Below are 13,497 nucleotides of genomic sequence, written 5' to 3'. Positions count from 1 at the left end.
GGTTAAAACCGGATGATGTCGTTACCCTGTTCGTGCAGCCAACGCCGCCAGTCCAAATCCAACATACTGACTCCGCCGATGTAATTATCATCCACCAGGTAGTATGCGAGAGTGCGGTCACCCCGGTTAAAGTTGTGCATCAGCCGCACCACGAAGTTGCGGCGGGTCGGTTTGGAGAGCAGGAAACTCAGGAATTGACCGGACTGAGCCCTCAAACTCCCATGCCCCGACAGCTCTGAATGGCGCCACTTATAACTGGATAATTTCAGAAACTGTGAAATGCCCGTTAAACGGCCCTGTTCACGGGCCTGAGCAACCACCCAACTGTTTTCCTGATGACGTTCAAAGTACAGGCCCGATTCATCACGTTCCAGCATTTCCATCTGCTCGGCAAGCCCCTCATTCAACCAGAGCGGCGCATAAGGAACGATGGTATCGACAACCGCGTGGCTCACCTCATGCTTGATCGTTTCAAAGGTGCGGCTTCTGTTTTCCTGCACATAGACGACTATCTGGTGTTCAGAAGGTATATACAGGCCGTATGAAGCAACCGCCAGACCTTTGTCCCTACGAACAAGGTAATTCCGGTATTCAGCCTTATCCTTGAACATCAATATATTGACCGGAACCGTCCTGTACATATCAAAGGACATCACACGGTCAAAGAACTCGTAGACGTTGTTCACACCATCAACAATCTGCTGATTTTCCTCTTCACTCAGCTCCACATCGACGGCTTTAATCTTGATATCAAAACGCGACCATTTCGACGCGCCAGGCTTCACGTTGACAACTTCCTGCTCAACGCGATGGTCTTCCCGATCGCTGAAATGAATCTTCCCGTTTTCATCCACCCATTTATAAATCTTTGCATGACCAGAGACTGCAAAGATCATAGAGAGTAGAAAAACAAGGACTGGGTTTACGACTTTCATTAACGCTTTAATCCCTGCGCTTCAGAACCAGATCTGCCCCGGTGACTATTTCACGCTAATCTGCTTCGGGCCCGCTGAGGTTTCTTGGCCACTCTTACCCTTACCTACGTACTCAACGGCCCCACCAGCCTTTAAAAAAGCTGCCGTCTGCTCTTCAATGGTGGCAGAGGTTAATGTCACTTTCTCGGGCTTCTTGCTCATGGTGTTCTCCACGTTAACTGTTGGCTTATCCAACAACTAAACACCCATGATATATGAAATAGGAAAAAAGTGTTTGGATGCACTTCAGCGCCGGTAACGTGCCGCGATGAAGTGGTCCATTGAACACCAACCCGGCCCGTAAGCCATCAGATAAAGCAGCACCGCCGCCCATACCCCGTGCGTTGGCCAGGCACCGGGATAGACGAATATCTGGATGGTCAGTGTCATCACCAGCAGGGCCAGCGCCGAGAAACGCGTAGCCAGTCCCAACAAGAGCAGAATCGGAAACAGATGCTCGGCGAACGCCGCCATCAAGGCCGCCAGTTCGGGGGCGATCAACGGCAGACTGTACTCCTCCTTGAACAGAAAGAGCGCGCTGTCCGACAACCGTGGTACCCCCAGGCTGAACTCACCGGAGACAATGTCGATGGCCAGCCCTTCAATTTTGGTCTGGCCTGACTTCCAGAACACGCCGGCAATCGAAAAGCGGGCGATCATAGCGATCAGGGTGTCCGGAATGCGTCCGAAAAGGGCGGTTGCCTGATTGATCAAGCCTGGCAGGACACCCTTGCCAGCTGAGGTTTCAGTCGAGTTTTCCATGTTCATCTCCGGGGTAAAGGGAGGTAATGATCTGCCAGCGCAGCAAAAGGGTCAGCGCTGCAACAAGATCAAAACCGGGCTCGCATGCCTTGGCGTCCTGTTCAGCCTGCGACAACGTTTCCTTCTGTATCAGTCGATCCATAAAAACGCCGGTGGCCTCTGCGATATCGATGCACTGGACTTCCAGCCCGGAACGCAGCACCAATACGGATTCTGGTTGCAGGGGCTCGACACGGGCCAATTCAGGGGTTGCCTGCTGGTGCGCGGCCCATAGCGAAAGCACGGCGAACCGTGATTGCAGCACCGCCACCGAGGGATGGATATCCATGCGAAGCCCGGGTAGCCGATGGGGAGCAGACAGCACTCCGGTTATGTCCTCCGTGCCAAGCGGCTCAACATCGGCAGAATGGAATGCGTCGAGTCGTAGTCTTTCGAGCCGGGCCACGTCGGCCAGATAGGGTACTGATGATGCCGGGCTAAAGGTGTCGATAAAGGCCGGAAATTCGCTCCCGTAGAAGGTCAGGATTTGCGAACGCGGTGGTTGCGCCACCACAAACACCCTGGCCATGGCGCGGAAGAAGGCTTCGCCAACCAGTTGTTGGCAAACAGGAAACGTGGCAGCGAGTGCATCAATCAGTGATACCACGATGTTGTTGCGATACACCGCAAAGCGCTGGTTCGGATCGGAACCGTTCCACGCCCGTAACCCGTCCGGGCAGGGTTGCGCCGGATCAAGCAATGCGCTGGCGAATACTGTCTGCTCACTCACGTTGGCCTCCTGCTTCAACAAGGTACGAGTCGGCGAGATTGACCTCGGCCAGCAAAACGTCAAATGGTGGAATGTCGTTATCGCGTTCGATCAGCGTGGCAGTCGGCCCCATTTGCTCAAGTACTTCGGTATAGAGTGCCCACACGTCTTGCGCAACGGGTGCGCTATGGCTGTCTATAAGCAGCGGGTCGCCGTTGGCATCGGCCTGGGAGGCAAAACCACCAAGGTGAATCTGCTCCGCCCGGTCAAGCGGTAATGCACGGATATAAGCCCCGGGCTCGCGGTGATGGTTGATGCACGAAACATAAGCGTTGTTGACGTCGAGCAGTAGGCCACAGCCCGTGCGGCGTATTACTTCGCTGATGAAGTCGGTCTCCGACAGGGTCGAGGTCGAGAACTCCAGATAGGTCGCCGGGTTCTCCAGCAACATGCGGCAACCCAGATGCGTCTGCACCTGATCGATGTGGTCACACACACGGTTCAGGGTGGTGGCCGTGTATGGCAGCGGCAACAGATCATTGAGAAAGAAGTCACCATGACTCGACCAGGCCAGGTGCTCAGAAAAAACCTGCGGCGCATAACGGTCAATCAGCACCGCCAGCGCATCAAGATGTGTTTTGTCCAGGGGAGCGTCGGCTCCGATCGAGAGCCCTACCCCATGCAATGACAACGGGTAGTGCTCACGAATTTTCCCCAGATAATGGTGCATAGGGCCACCCGGAACCATGTAGTTCTCGGCATGAACCTCAAAGAAACCAATGTCTGGGCCCGATTCCAGAATGTTCCGAAAGTGCTCTGGTTTCAGGCCCAAGCCTGCCCGTGAGGGCAGCATTGCTACTTCTCCTCGAAGGCTTCGAGTTGTCCGAAGCCTGTGGGTGAAGTCGGGGATGCGGTCTCCTCGCAAGTGCCTTTCGGAACCAGCGTCCAGGCATTCCCTTGATAATCGATAGTGGACGTGCCCGCACAGGTAGTGCCCGGCCCGGCGGCGCAGTCGTTCTTACCGGCGAGCGAAACTCCATAGCACTTTTCCATGCCCTCCGCGTGGGCAACGTCCGGAACGGCAGCGATGGAGATCGCAGAACCCAGGGCGAGTGCCATGGCAGCAGCGGTCATGGTGCGGGTGGTGTTGGTTTCGGTGATCTCGGACTGTGAGATTTTGGATTTGGACATGTCAGACTCCTGAATTTTACGGTCGGCCAAAGCACGCCGATAAGGGTTTCGGTGTCACTCAAACAGGCCCCGGCTTGACCTCCGACAACAGCCCATCCGCCAGCCAACGCGCCAGCCAGGTGCCAATCGACGCGTCAATACTGGTATTCGGATAGCCTTCTGCGAGTTGCTCACACACTTGTGCAAAACCAAGCCCCTCAAGCAGGCCCTTAAGTGCGGCATACTCATCCGACTCAAGTGTGCGAAAGTAGCTTCGCTGGTCGCTGCGCCAGAACAGGTGCCCTACCGGCTCGTTCAGCTTTTCGGCGACGGGCGGCGTCTGTTTCTGATCCAGCGCATGCCAGATTTCCAGTGCGTTCCACTCGAACTGAGCGAGCGAAACGGACGGGTGGAAGACGAATCCCAGCGATGCCCACTGCGCCTCGCCGACATTTGCCAATTGCTCACCGGTGAGAATGGCGGCATTCGGTGCATCGAAGGCGCTGTGGAGCCTCCAGTCCATGGTTGCCAGCTCGGCGATTTCCGGATCGGAAGACAAAGCTTGCTGCAAAAAGCGTGGGAAGTTGCGGCCATGGTCGCCCAGATTCGGCGAGTGCGATGGATTCGTCTCGGTGTAGCGAGTGCAAATTGCGTCGAATGCGTCGTCACCGAGATAGGCCCAGGTCTGCTCAAAAGCAGACTGGAGCGCCTCGTTCATCCGCGAGCGATAGCCAGAATGGTAGATATGCAGGCGCCGCTTACTCTGGTCAGAAGCACCGCCCGTCAGCTCGGAAAGAATGTCGTCCGAAACACCATCGCCCAAAACATAGTTTTGCAGTCCCGCTTGCAGATCGGCTAACGAACGAGGGGCGTAATCAGTCATGCGTATGCCTCCTCTCGATCCCACACAGGGGTGTGACGAGCTGCCACGGCCCTCACCCGGTCGAGTTCCACGATCAGGTCCTCCAGCGGCGGAATTGAATCGTCGCGCTCGATCATCGTGCTGACCGGCCCGAAGCGACGGCATGCATAGGCGTAGAGATCAAACACTTCGTCGGGTACCGGCGCATCGTGGGTATCGATGATGACGTCACCCAGGTTTGAGTGCCCGGCCACATGAATCTGCTGGATGCGGTGCGCTGGTACGCCGTCGATGAAGTCACGCGGGTCGAAGCCGTGGTTCATACCGCTTACGTAGATGTTGTTTACATCAAGTAGCAGCAGGCAGTCGGCTTCCTCCGCAAGGGCGGTCAGAAACGCCCACTCGCTCATCTCTGAACTGGCGTAATCGATATAGCTTGAAACGTTTTCCAGCACCAGACGGCGCCCAAGCGTTTCCTGCACCTCGCGAACGCGCGCGGCAACGTGTCGCAAGGCTTCTTCGGTATAAGGTAAGGGAAAAAGATCGTGCAGGTTCGTGCCGTGCACACCGGTCCAACATAAGTGATCAGAAACCCACATCGGTTGGACACGGTCCGCAAGCGCTTTCAGGCGCTGCAGATAGCCATGGTCTAAGGGAGATACAGAACCAATCGACATCGACACACCATGCATCGCGATTGGGTAGTCGGCGCGAATCCTGTCGAGCATCGCAAGCGGTTTTCCGCCCTGGACCATGTAATTTTCGGAGATGACCTCGAGCCAATCCACCGCCTGCGGCTGGGCAAGAAAGCTGTTGTAATGACGCGGGCGCAAACCCAGCCCAAAACCCTGGAACGGCTCACGGAGACTGTTCTTCAGCCCATTCGGTTTGGCTTTGGCAGAGTGATTCATCATCCGTTAAATCTCCCGTTGAAAACCCGGGGCGCGCCGGAACGCGCCTCCGGACAAACACATTTGATCTGGCCTACTCAGCCCAGATCGCCAATCACACCACCTTCCGACAGGCATTCGCTTGCTGACATCCCCTTGAAGCCTTGGGCCTTGCACGCGTTCTGTCCTTTACAGGCATTTTCGGTGGTTTTGCAGTCGGCCGTTCCCTTACAGGAGTTCACCCCGTAGCAATGCACTTTATCGCTGCCGGAGACCGCCGCACCGCTGGAGCCGGCAGGTGGTTCAGCGGCATAGGCCAATCCTGAAGTCGCGAAGGCGGCGGCGAGAGCTGCAATGCGGGCACCGTTTAGCATCGTGTTCATATCTGTTTCCTTTTCATCTATGAGTTCGGAGCGGCAGGCAACCATTCAGCATGTGTTTCCCGCCTGAACAAATAGTGCGCTGCATGGGCCGACCAGGTCATCACGGAATGATCACGAGAGTGTCACCATTGTCATAACAGGGTTCACGTCACCCGTCGTGGGAGAGAGGAGGGATCAAGGAGTTATCCGTTAGCTTCCCTCTTGCTGTAGAGGGGCTCCAGAACCGGCTTGAGCCCTTTTGCATCATCTATAAACAGTTGCAAATGAGGGAAAGGAATCTCAATGCCGGCGGCATCCAGCGCCTCTTTCATCTGTTCCAGAACATCAGCCATGATTCTGGGCTGCACATCCAGATTATCGGGAGTAATCCACACCTTGGCTTCAAGGTTCACTGAAGAATCGCCCAGGCTTTTAAGCAGAACACGGGGCTCCATACCAGCACCCTGTAAAACTTCAGGGTGCGTCAGCAGAACCGGCATCAGAACATCCCTCGCGGCCTTCGCGGATTCTTTGTAAGCAATGCCCACCGGGATATTCAGGCGGGTGACCCCTTCTGCGCTGTAATTGATGATGTCGGATGACGCCACACTGTCGTTTGGAATCATCGCGAAGATATTATCCCGGGTGCGCAGCCAGGTGGTGCGCAAGGCAATCTTGACCACTTTGCCGTCTTGCCCGTTGATGGTCACCCAATCACCAATGCGGAACGGCCTCTCAATCAGCAGGGTGATACCGGCAATGAAATTGGAGAGGGTTGATTGCGCCGCAAAGCCAACGGCGATACCGACGATCCCCAACCCCGCCACAATCGAAACCACATCGAAACCGAACTGGGCGAGCACCGTCACCACAGCCAGCGCTGAGACGACCACCGAAAACAGGTTCTCGACCAGCTGACGAATCGAAGGATCCATTTTGTAGCGCACCATGCTGTCCTTGATCAGGCGTGCCAGAACCAGCCAGGCCACATAGAAACCGAGGGCCATAAAGCCCGCCCTCGCCATCGCCTTGAGAACCTCAGGAGACGTCCCGAACTGTGCAAGAATGAAGACCAGCGCCCCTAACCCGGCCAGATAACGCAGAGTGCTTCGCACCTGAATGAACAGAGGTGTTTTGGCCCGCTGCTTGCCCAAGACCAGCCGGATAGCACCGGTCACCACCAGATAGATCCCGAAAAACACCCCAAGATAGATTACAGAGACCAACAACTGGCCAAGCATCTGTACGACAAGCGCGCCCCAGTCCAAATCCTCACCTGACACGGCCAGGAAGGCATCGCCAATATTTCGCTGGAGCTGTTCAACCAGCTCGGTACCAAAGGATTCAGCCATCAGGTGTCTGCTCTTCTTTTGTTGTGGGGGTGGGCGTCACTTTATCGGATCTCTTGCTCATAATGATATGTAGGTTAATGTCAGCCTGTTTACCAATCATCAGCCATTGATCCTATCCGAAATGGTGGACCAACAGGTTCCTGGCTTCAGCCAACCGGTGGGCACGGATGTTTTCGACAGTCCAGGTTGACACAGTCCGAGGTTGGCTCAAGGATGGTTGTATGGCCAGACAAAAAAAAGAAACCGAAAACCAGAACAGCCGCGCGCCAACGGAACTTGTAAATGCATTTGACGATGCCGTTAGCCGCCTTGCTGCAATCAACGCGATCGAGGGCGTTTCGCCCGTATTCGAAGTAATTGATGCGGCAAGGCCCCTGGTGCTCAGCCCCGAAGGGCTGGACGCAATCTACGAACGCGTTCCGGCCATTGAATCCGCCGGGTTCTTTGGTGGCAGCGATTGGGACTACCCCCAGACACTGGTGCCTTCCCTGGCTGCGCGTACGGTCCGCCACGGGGAGCCCACCGCAACACTGGTCGAATGCCTGAGTCAGGTTCGCCTGTTGGCGGTCACCAAAGGCGACTACGTCCACGCTTCTATCTCGGCGGAACATGCCCATAATTTCCTCGCCCAGGTGATGGCGATGAACCTGGACCTGGTGGTCAGTGATGACCTGCAGGAGAGCGACCGGCTGCGGCCCGATCAGCTCGGCCATGCCGTGCAGAACCTGTATCACTACCTGCTCCAGCATCTGGGATACGATAACCTGCTGGAGCACCTGGTGGCCGAAGTCTGGCGGATTCTGGAGCAGCGCCCGGTGCAGGTTGAGGGCGTCAAACACATGGTGACCCAGATTGCCGTCTGCCTGGAAAAACCCGATGCCCTGGGCGGAGAAGTCGGCGACGACGCCCTGCAACTGATCAACGCCGTATTCAGCCCCACTGAAGGTTGCCGTGAAGACCCCGGTTTTGAAGTCTATTCCGAACGACTGGCGGACATGGACGATGCCGCCCTGATGCAGGAAGCCATCGCCTTTGCCCAGGCCATGCACAACACCGGCCTGGTGTCGGCCTACATGCCGGTGTTCATACGCTACCTGCGCGGGCGCTGGAACGCCCTGATCCCCACAGCCCTCGGGTTGAGCTACACCGGTGCCGATGCATTCCACTGCTACCCTGCACTGATTCACCGCCTGATCGACGACGCCGTGTTTCCGGAAACCAGTCAATGCACTTACGGCCTGGCCATGATGCTGGAGCGGGGCATTCTTTACTCGCCACCGGTAGCGCCATCCCTGTGGCGCCAGATACGCATGACGCTTTGTGACGCCGCAGCCGAGAAGATCGCGACGGTCTTCGGCAGCAGCCACTCCCCCGAATGTTTTTTGCTTGCCGACGTACTCAACGTGCTGGGGCGGCCACTGGGCGTGGGCCAGGGCAACTACCCGACCTGCCAGTCCACCCGCGCCCTGTCCATGTGGGCGTACAACATGCCGGCAGAACTGCTGCGCATCCTTGCCTGGGCAGCGCGGGACGATGAGATCGTTATGCGCTTCGAAGGCAACAGCATTTCTTCAAAGGAGCTTGGCGCCGGACTGGCAACCGAACCGCCCGTGGATGTCGACGCCGTATCCCTGCTGACCGTGCCGCATCTGGACCGTATCTATTTTGAAATGGGGCGGCGCAGTATTGGCCGCGGAGAGGATCCCCACAAATGGGTCAACGCCGAGTTTCACGGCGACCACGTTGGCCACGGATTTCGCATCGCCGTGGACGTTTTCACCGGCGGCCTGAAGGACTTCGAAGGGTTTGTCCGGGATTTCTACGCCGCCTATCACCCGTTCTATAACGGCAACATTCCCGTGATCAATCCACAGCCGGCCGGTATCGCGGTGACCGACAGCGCCACGCGCTTTCTCGGCTGGCACGCCATCACCATCCAACGGCTCGCCATGGACCCCGACAAGACCATGCGCGTCTACTTTTTCAACCCCAACAACGACAGCGGCCAGAACTGGGGCCAGGGCGTCATCACCTCCACCCATGGCCACGGTGAACTCTTCGGCGAAGCCTCCTTACCGGTAGCCGAGTTCGTCTCCCGACTGTACGTGTTCCACTATGACCCGATAGAAAAAGGCGAGCCGGGCGACATCCCTGCCGATGAAGTCAACCGGGCCATGGACCTGGCCCGTGGCAGTTGGGCTTCGGGGCGGTAGACAACGCAATGTGCTGACCTTTCAAGAACCGCATCAGGCGCCAGCCTACGCTTTCCCCAAGGCTCTGGACCACGCTCTCCAACGCCGGCCAGGTTCGCAATCTGGTAACTGTCCGCAAGTAAATCGTCCTCTCTCGAATCACATACGGCCCAAAAAGCTCGGCCGTCTCGTGCGACCCTGTTTGAAACTTGATAAGCGGAATCGGCAATGTTTCAAAAGCAAAGACTCACTCATCAGTCACGGGCTGTCATCACAGGCTCTGGAAGCGGCATCGGCAAAGCCCTCGCATTGGAGCTGGCCCGTCGCAAGGGGCTCATCGTCTGTTCGGACATCAGCCTGCAAGCGGCTGAGCAGACCGCCCGGGAGGTTCGGGCAGAAGGCGGCGAGGCCTGGGCTGTCGCCTGCGACGTTAGCGATCTGGCGCAGGTTGAGGCACTGGCCCAGCAAGCTCAGGAGCTACTGCCGCAACCCCTGAACCTGGTGATCAACAACGCCGGCATCGGTATCGGCGGCCAGAAGATCGGCGACGTCCCAATCGCGGATTGGGCCTGGACCATCAACATCAACCTGTGGGGCGTTATCCACGGCTGCCACGTGTTCACGCCGCTTTTGAAGGGCCAGCCAGCCGCCGGCATTATCAATGTTGCCTCCACAGCGGCCTTCTCCGCGGCACCGTTGATGGGGCCCTATAACGCCACCAAAGCAGCCGCCCTGGCGGTTTCGGAAACACTGGCCGCGGAGCTCTCCGAAACCAACGTTCAGGTCACCGCGCTCTGCCCCACCCTGGTGAAAACCAACATTGCCGCCAATGGCCGGATCACTGGCGATTCCGGTGCCCTGTTCAACCGGTTGATGGACCGTTTCGGAATGTCAGCCGAACAGGTGGCCAGAATCACCCTCAATGGCCTGGACCGGGGCCAGCTGTATGTGATGCCGCAACTGGACGCAAAACTGATCTGGCGCCTGAAACGACTGCTGCCAAGCGGCTACGCCGTCGGCACAGGCTTGCTGAACCGTTTTGTCAGTAGGACCGGGAGCGTAACCGAAGAAGAGACAACGAGAGGTAGACTCCATGGCTAAAATCGACCTGGACAAGATGTTGGAGAAGATCAAGAGCTCCCAGTGGTCACTGTCCGACGTGGATTGGGACGCACCGGGAGCCGAGCTGATAACCGCCGAACAGTGGCCCAAACTGAAAGCCTTCATGGCCGACCTGATGTGGATCGAACATGTAGGTGCCCGCGCTTTCGCAGCCATGGCCAAGAAAGCACCGGATGACACGCTGCGGGAAATCTACACCTATTTCCACGCCGAAGAACAGCGCCACGCCAACGCCGAAATGGCGCTGATGAAGCGCTGGGGCATGCTGGAAGAAAACGAGCTGCCCGAGCCCAACAACAACCTGCGCCTGGTGATCGAGTGGCTGGACCGCTTTGCCGACGACCAGCCCGTGTACGTGCTGGGCACCGTGGTCCCCATGCTGGAGATTGCGCTTGATGGTGCCCTCTGCAAGTTTCTGCTGGAAACCGTGGACGACCCCGTCTGCCATCAGGCCTTTGAGCTGATCAACAACGACGAGTCCCGGCACCTTGGCGTTGGCTTCACGGTGATGGAAATGCAAGGCCATGGAAAAACCTACAGGGAACTGGCGCGTATGGTGGCCCAGTTGATGGACCCCCGGCTGATCCTCGGTATCGCCTCCTACTTTCCGTTGCTGAACAAGATGCGCGACAACATCATCGAAATGGGCCTGCCGGAAGAGAAACTGTACGCAGCCATGCAGAAATTCGAAAAAATTGGTGGCCGTTCAGAAGACGGCCGGCGCAACCCCTGGTTCCAGATCATCAAATACCACGGGCGTTTCGTGGTGGATCGGGGTAACCGGTTCTACCACAAGCCGATCGACGCCCTGGTCAAAGTGACCGACGCCATCCCCCGGCGCGCCTTCCCCGCTGTACCCAGCTGGGTGCGCGAAATCACCTACCAGACGACGGCCTGACACCATGACTGACGTACAGACGACGCCTGTGGTTACCACCCTGATCATCGGGGCCGGTTTTGCCGGCCTCGGCACCGCCATTCGCCTGCAGCAGGAAGGCATCGATGACATGGTCATACTGGAGCGGGACGAGCAGGTAGGCGGAACCTGGCGGGATAACCAATACCCCGGTGCCGCCTGCGACATCCCCTCAAACCTGTATTCCTATTCGTTTGCGCCAAACCCGGATTGGTCCCGAAGCTTCTCCGGTGCTCGCGAGATCCTGGGCTACATCCACCATCTGGTGAACCAGTTTGACCTGGCCCGATACATTCGCTTTGGCACCAACGTCACCGGCCTGAACTGGGATCAGGATAGGGGCGTATGGGAGGCCACCACCGAGGGCGGACAAACCTACTACGCAAAAACCGTGGTGATGGCCCAGGGACCGTTATCGAACCCGGGCTTTCCGAATATTGCAGGCATCGAAAACTTCAAAGGCAAAAAAATCCACAGCGCCCAGTGGGACCACAGCTACAACCTGGAAGGCAAGCGTGTCGGGGTAATCGGCACCGGTGCCAGCGCCATTCAGATCGTGCCAAGCATCGTGGGCAAGGTCGACAAGCTGACCGTGTTCCAGCGGACACCACCCTGGGTCATGCCACGGCCAGATTTCGAAACGCCGGACTGGCAGAAGCTGGCGTTTCGAAAACTGCCCCTGAGCCAGAACGCATTGCGCAAGGCGCTCTACCTCGCCCACGAATCCATGGCTCTTGGGGTGATCTGGAACTCACCCCTCACTCGCCTGGCGGAGCGGCTGGGCAAGTGGCACCTGCGCAATCAAGTGAAGGATCGCTGGCTTCGCCGCCAGCTAACCCCGAACTACCGCCTGGGCTGCAAGCGGGTATTGGTATCCAGCGACTATTACCCGGCCCTACAGCAACCCAATTGCAAGTTGATCACCTGGCCCATTGCCCGGATCGATGAAAACGGAGTGCGCACGGTTGAGGGCATCGAGCACCAGTTCGACTGCCTGATTTTTGCCACCGGTTTCAACGTGAGCAATGCCGGCACACCGTTTCCGATTACCGGCGTGGATGGCCGGCAATTGGACGACGAGTGGAAAAGGGGCGCATCGGCTTATAAAAGCATCAATGTTGCCGGCTACCCCAACCTTTTCCTGACATTCGGCCCGAACTCCGGCCCCGGGCATAACTCCGCTCTGGTGTATATGGAGTCGCAGATTAACTATATTGTTAAAGCCGTGCGCACCATCACCAGCCTGGACCTGAAAGGATTGGACGTGCGCCAGAGCGCACAGGAAAGTCACAATCGTGCGATACAAAAGCGCCTGTCACGAACCAACTGGAACACCGGCTGCAAAAGCTGGTATCTCACCGAGGATGGGTTTAACGCGACGATGTATCCGGGATTTGCCACACAGTATGCGCTGCAAATGAAAGAGGTAGTTCTGAAAGACTATCGGCTTCTGCCGCATAGCTGAAGAGTCTTTCAAAATCTCCAACGCTTCGGGGCGCATTTTGCTGTGGGTATCTGCGATCACACCAATTTGCATCTACGCCCCCTTTTATCTTCAGTGATGCCCACCCGGCCCATGCGCGTGGCCGTGCGCTATCTCTTCCGCATCGGCGGCACGTACTTCGATCACTTCGATATCGAAGGTCAGGGTTTTACCGGCCATCGGGTGGTTGGTGTCGACATCGGCAAATTTGAGGCCGACCTTGGCAACGACCACATGGCGCGGGCCCTGCTCGGTTTGCACTTGGGCGATCATGCCCCGCTTCCAGCGTTTGGCACCCATCAAATGCTTGACCGGCACGCGCTGCACGGCATCGGCCTTGCGCGGGCCGTAGGCTTTTTCCGGAGTGACGGTAACGCTGAACGTATCGCCGGCTTCGCGACCTTCCAGAGCTTCTTCCAGACCCTGGATAACGCCGCCGTGGCCATGCAGGTAGGCATTCGGCTTGCCACCACGGGAATTCTCAACTTCGTTGCCCTGTTCATCACGGACACTGTAGTGAAACAGGACCACCTGATTCTTTTCGATTGGCATAGGATAGGTTCTCTTCGACGGTTCAAAGTACGCCATTATACCCAGTGGCGGCACTGACTTCAGTGAAGGCAAATCAGACCTGCCTCGGTTCACTTCCATCTGATAACAGGTC

At 57.3% G+C, this 13,497-nt stretch carries 15 protein-coding genes; 4 read left to right on the top strand and 11 right to left on the bottom strand.

The window, feature by feature from the left end:
* Nucleotides 1-2 precede the first annotated feature (2 nt).
* The 10 genes from ACTRWH_RS08320 to ACTRWH_RS08275 all read right to left on the bottom strand — a co-directional run bounded on the left by ACTRWH_RS08320 (nucleotide 3) and on the right by ACTRWH_RS08275 (nucleotide 7,120).
* Entirely contained in the window at nucleotides 3-935 is a 933-nt protein-coding gene (locus ACTRWH_RS08320) for a DUF4124 domain-containing protein (RefSeq protein ID WP_462826272.1), read from the bottom strand.
* A gap of 45 nt (nucleotides 936-980) precedes the next feature.
* Nucleotides 981-1,136 (bottom strand): hypothetical protein, encoded by a 156-nt coding sequence (locus ACTRWH_RS08315; protein ID WP_007152729.1) that lies wholly within the window; start codon nucleotides 1,134-1,136, stop codon nucleotides 981-983.
* Between the two features lie 84 nt (nucleotides 1,137-1,220).
* On the bottom strand, nucleotides 1,221-1,736 hold the full coding sequence (locus tag ACTRWH_RS08310) for a DoxX family membrane protein (protein ID WP_462826271.1): 516 nt from the start codon (nucleotides 1,734-1,736) through the stop codon (nucleotides 1,221-1,223).
* Nucleotides 1,720-2,505, bottom strand: coding sequence for an HvfC/BufC family peptide modification chaperone (locus tag ACTRWH_RS08305; RefSeq protein ID WP_462826270.1), 786 nt, complete (start codon nucleotides 2,503-2,505; stop codon nucleotides 1,720-1,722). Before ACTRWH_RS08305 ends, ACTRWH_RS08310 begins: the two co-directional genes overlap by 17 nt.
* Nucleotides 2,498-3,337, bottom strand: coding sequence for an MNIO family bufferin maturase (bufB, locus tag ACTRWH_RS08300; protein ID WP_007152732.1), 840 nt, complete (start codon nucleotides 3,335-3,337; stop codon nucleotides 2,498-2,500). Before bufB (ACTRWH_RS08300) ends, ACTRWH_RS08305 begins: the two co-directional genes overlap by 8 nt.
* Nucleotides 3,338-3,339: 2 nt before the next feature.
* On the bottom strand, nucleotides 3,340-3,675 hold the full coding sequence (locus tag ACTRWH_RS08295; protein ID WP_051947014.1) for a BufA1 family periplasmic bufferin-type metallophore: 336 nt from the start codon (nucleotides 3,673-3,675) through the stop codon (nucleotides 3,340-3,342).
* Between the two features lie 58 nt (nucleotides 3,676-3,733).
* Entirely contained in the window at nucleotides 3,734-4,537 is an 804-nt protein-coding gene (locus ACTRWH_RS08290; RefSeq protein WP_041334115.1) for an HvfC/BufC N-terminal domain-containing protein, read from the bottom strand.
* Nucleotides 4,534-5,430, bottom strand: coding sequence for an MNIO family bufferin maturase (bufB, locus tag ACTRWH_RS08285; RefSeq protein ID WP_228209927.1), 897 nt, complete (start codon nucleotides 5,428-5,430; stop codon nucleotides 4,534-4,536). Before bufB (ACTRWH_RS08285) ends, ACTRWH_RS08290 begins: the two co-directional genes overlap by 4 nt.
* A 74-nt stretch (nucleotides 5,431-5,504) precedes the next feature.
* On the bottom strand, nucleotides 5,505-5,789 hold the full coding sequence (gene bufA2, locus ACTRWH_RS08280; protein WP_040474347.1) for a BufA2 family periplasmic bufferin-type metallophore: 285 nt from the start codon (nucleotides 5,787-5,789) through the stop codon (nucleotides 5,505-5,507).
* Nucleotides 5,790-5,971: 182 nt separating this feature from the next.
* Nucleotides 5,972-7,120 carry a mechanosensitive ion channel family protein gene (locus ACTRWH_RS08275; protein ID WP_199480907.1) on the bottom strand — a complete coding sequence of 383 codons (1,149 nt, stop codon included), beginning with the start codon at nucleotides 7,118-7,120 and terminating at the stop codon, nucleotides 5,972-5,974.
* A 221-nt stretch (nucleotides 7,121-7,341) separates the two neighbouring features.
* On the opposite strand from ACTRWH_RS08275, the gene ACTRWH_RS08270 reads away from it, so the two are divergent.
* From ACTRWH_RS08270 to ACTRWH_RS08255, 4 genes are all read left to right on the top strand, one after another.
* Nucleotides 7,342-9,333 carry a hypothetical protein gene (locus ACTRWH_RS08270; protein ID WP_286811900.1) on the top strand — a complete coding sequence of 664 codons (1,992 nt, stop codon included), beginning with the start codon at nucleotides 7,342-7,344 and terminating at the stop codon, nucleotides 9,331-9,333.
* A gap of 207 nt (nucleotides 9,334-9,540) precedes the next feature.
* Nucleotides 9,541-10,413: an SDR family NAD(P)-dependent oxidoreductase gene (locus ACTRWH_RS08265; protein WP_305936622.1), complete on the top strand. Its 873-nt coding sequence runs from the start codon at nucleotides 9,541-9,543 to the stop codon at nucleotides 10,411-10,413.
* Nucleotides 10,406-11,332, top strand: a complete 927-nt coding sequence (locus tag ACTRWH_RS08260; protein WP_007152741.1) for a hypothetical protein — start codon at nucleotides 10,406-10,408, stop codon at nucleotides 11,330-11,332. The genes ACTRWH_RS08265 and ACTRWH_RS08260 overlap by 8 nt, the downstream gene beginning before the upstream one ends.
* A gap of 4 nt (nucleotides 11,333-11,336) precedes the next feature.
* The gene (locus ACTRWH_RS08255) at nucleotides 11,337-12,815 is read left to right on the top strand and encodes an NAD(P)-binding domain-containing protein (RefSeq protein WP_462826269.1); all 1,479 of its coding nucleotides are present in this window, start codon (nucleotides 11,337-11,339) and stop codon (nucleotides 12,813-12,815) included.
* Nucleotides 12,816-12,905: 90 nt separating this feature from the next.
* Here the strand turns inward: ACTRWH_RS08255 and ACTRWH_RS08250 are convergent, their stop codons facing one another.
* On the bottom strand, nucleotides 12,906-13,385 hold the full coding sequence (locus tag ACTRWH_RS08250; RefSeq protein WP_007152743.1) for an FKBP-type peptidyl-prolyl cis-trans isomerase: 480 nt from the start codon (nucleotides 13,383-13,385) through the stop codon (nucleotides 12,906-12,908).
* Nucleotides 13,386-13,497 lie beyond the last annotated feature (112 nt).

The sequence above is a fragment of the Marinobacter sp. G5_S1_61_S3 genome (assembly GCF_054968585.1).
The sequence above is the reverse complement of the archived record's forward strand: the minus strand, read 5'-3'. Positions and strand labels throughout refer to the sequence as shown.

Bases quoted from the DNA above. Each gene is read 5' to 3' on its own strand.
- ACTRWH_RS08320 (WP_462826272.1), bottom strand. From the start codon at position 935: ATGAAAGTCGTAAACCCAGTCCTTGTTTTTCTACTCTCTATGATCTTT.
- ACTRWH_RS08315 (WP_007152729.1), bottom strand. From the start codon at position 1,136: ATGAGCAAGAAGCCCGAGAAAGTGACATTAACCTCTGCCACCATTGAA.
- ACTRWH_RS08310 (WP_462826271.1), bottom strand. From the start codon at position 1,736: ATGGAAAACTCGACTGAAACCTCAGCTGGCAAGGGTGTCCTGCCAGGC.
- bufB (WP_007152732.1), bottom strand. From the start codon at position 3,337: ATGCTGCCCTCACGGGCAGGCTTGGGCCTGAAACCAGAGCACTTTCGG.
- ACTRWH_RS08295 (WP_051947014.1), bottom strand. From the start codon at position 3,675: ATGTCCAAATCCAAAATCTCACAGTCCGAGATCACCGAAACCAACACC.
- ACTRWH_RS08290 (WP_041334115.1), bottom strand. From the start codon at position 4,537: ATGACTGATTACGCCCCTCGTTCGTTAGCCGATCTGCAAGCGGGACTG.
- bufB (WP_228209927.1), bottom strand. From the start codon at position 5,430: ATGATGAATCACTCTGCCAAAGCCAAACCGAATGGGCTGAAGAACAGT.
- bufA2 (WP_040474347.1), bottom strand. From the start codon at position 5,789: ATGAACACGATGCTAAACGGTGCCCGCATTGCAGCTCTCGCCGCCGCC.
- ACTRWH_RS08275 (WP_199480907.1), bottom strand. From the start codon at position 7,120: ATGGCTGAATCCTTTGGTACCGAGCTGGTTGAACAGCTCCAGCGAAAT.
- ACTRWH_RS08270 (WP_286811900.1), top strand. From the start codon at position 7,342: ATGGCCAGACAAAAAAAAGAAACCGAAAACCAGAACAGCCGCGCGCCA.
- ACTRWH_RS08265 (WP_305936622.1), top strand. From the start codon at position 9,541: ATGTTTCAAAAGCAAAGACTCACTCATCAGTCACGGGCTGTCATCACA.
- ACTRWH_RS08260 (WP_007152741.1), top strand. From the start codon at position 10,406: ATGGCTAAAATCGACCTGGACAAGATGTTGGAGAAGATCAAGAGCTCC.
- ACTRWH_RS08255 (WP_462826269.1), top strand. From the start codon at position 11,337: ATGACTGACGTACAGACGACGCCTGTGGTTACCACCCTGATCATCGGG.
- ACTRWH_RS08250 (WP_007152743.1), bottom strand. From the start codon at position 13,385: ATGCCAATCGAAAAGAATCAGGTGGTCCTGTTTCACTACAGTGTCCGT.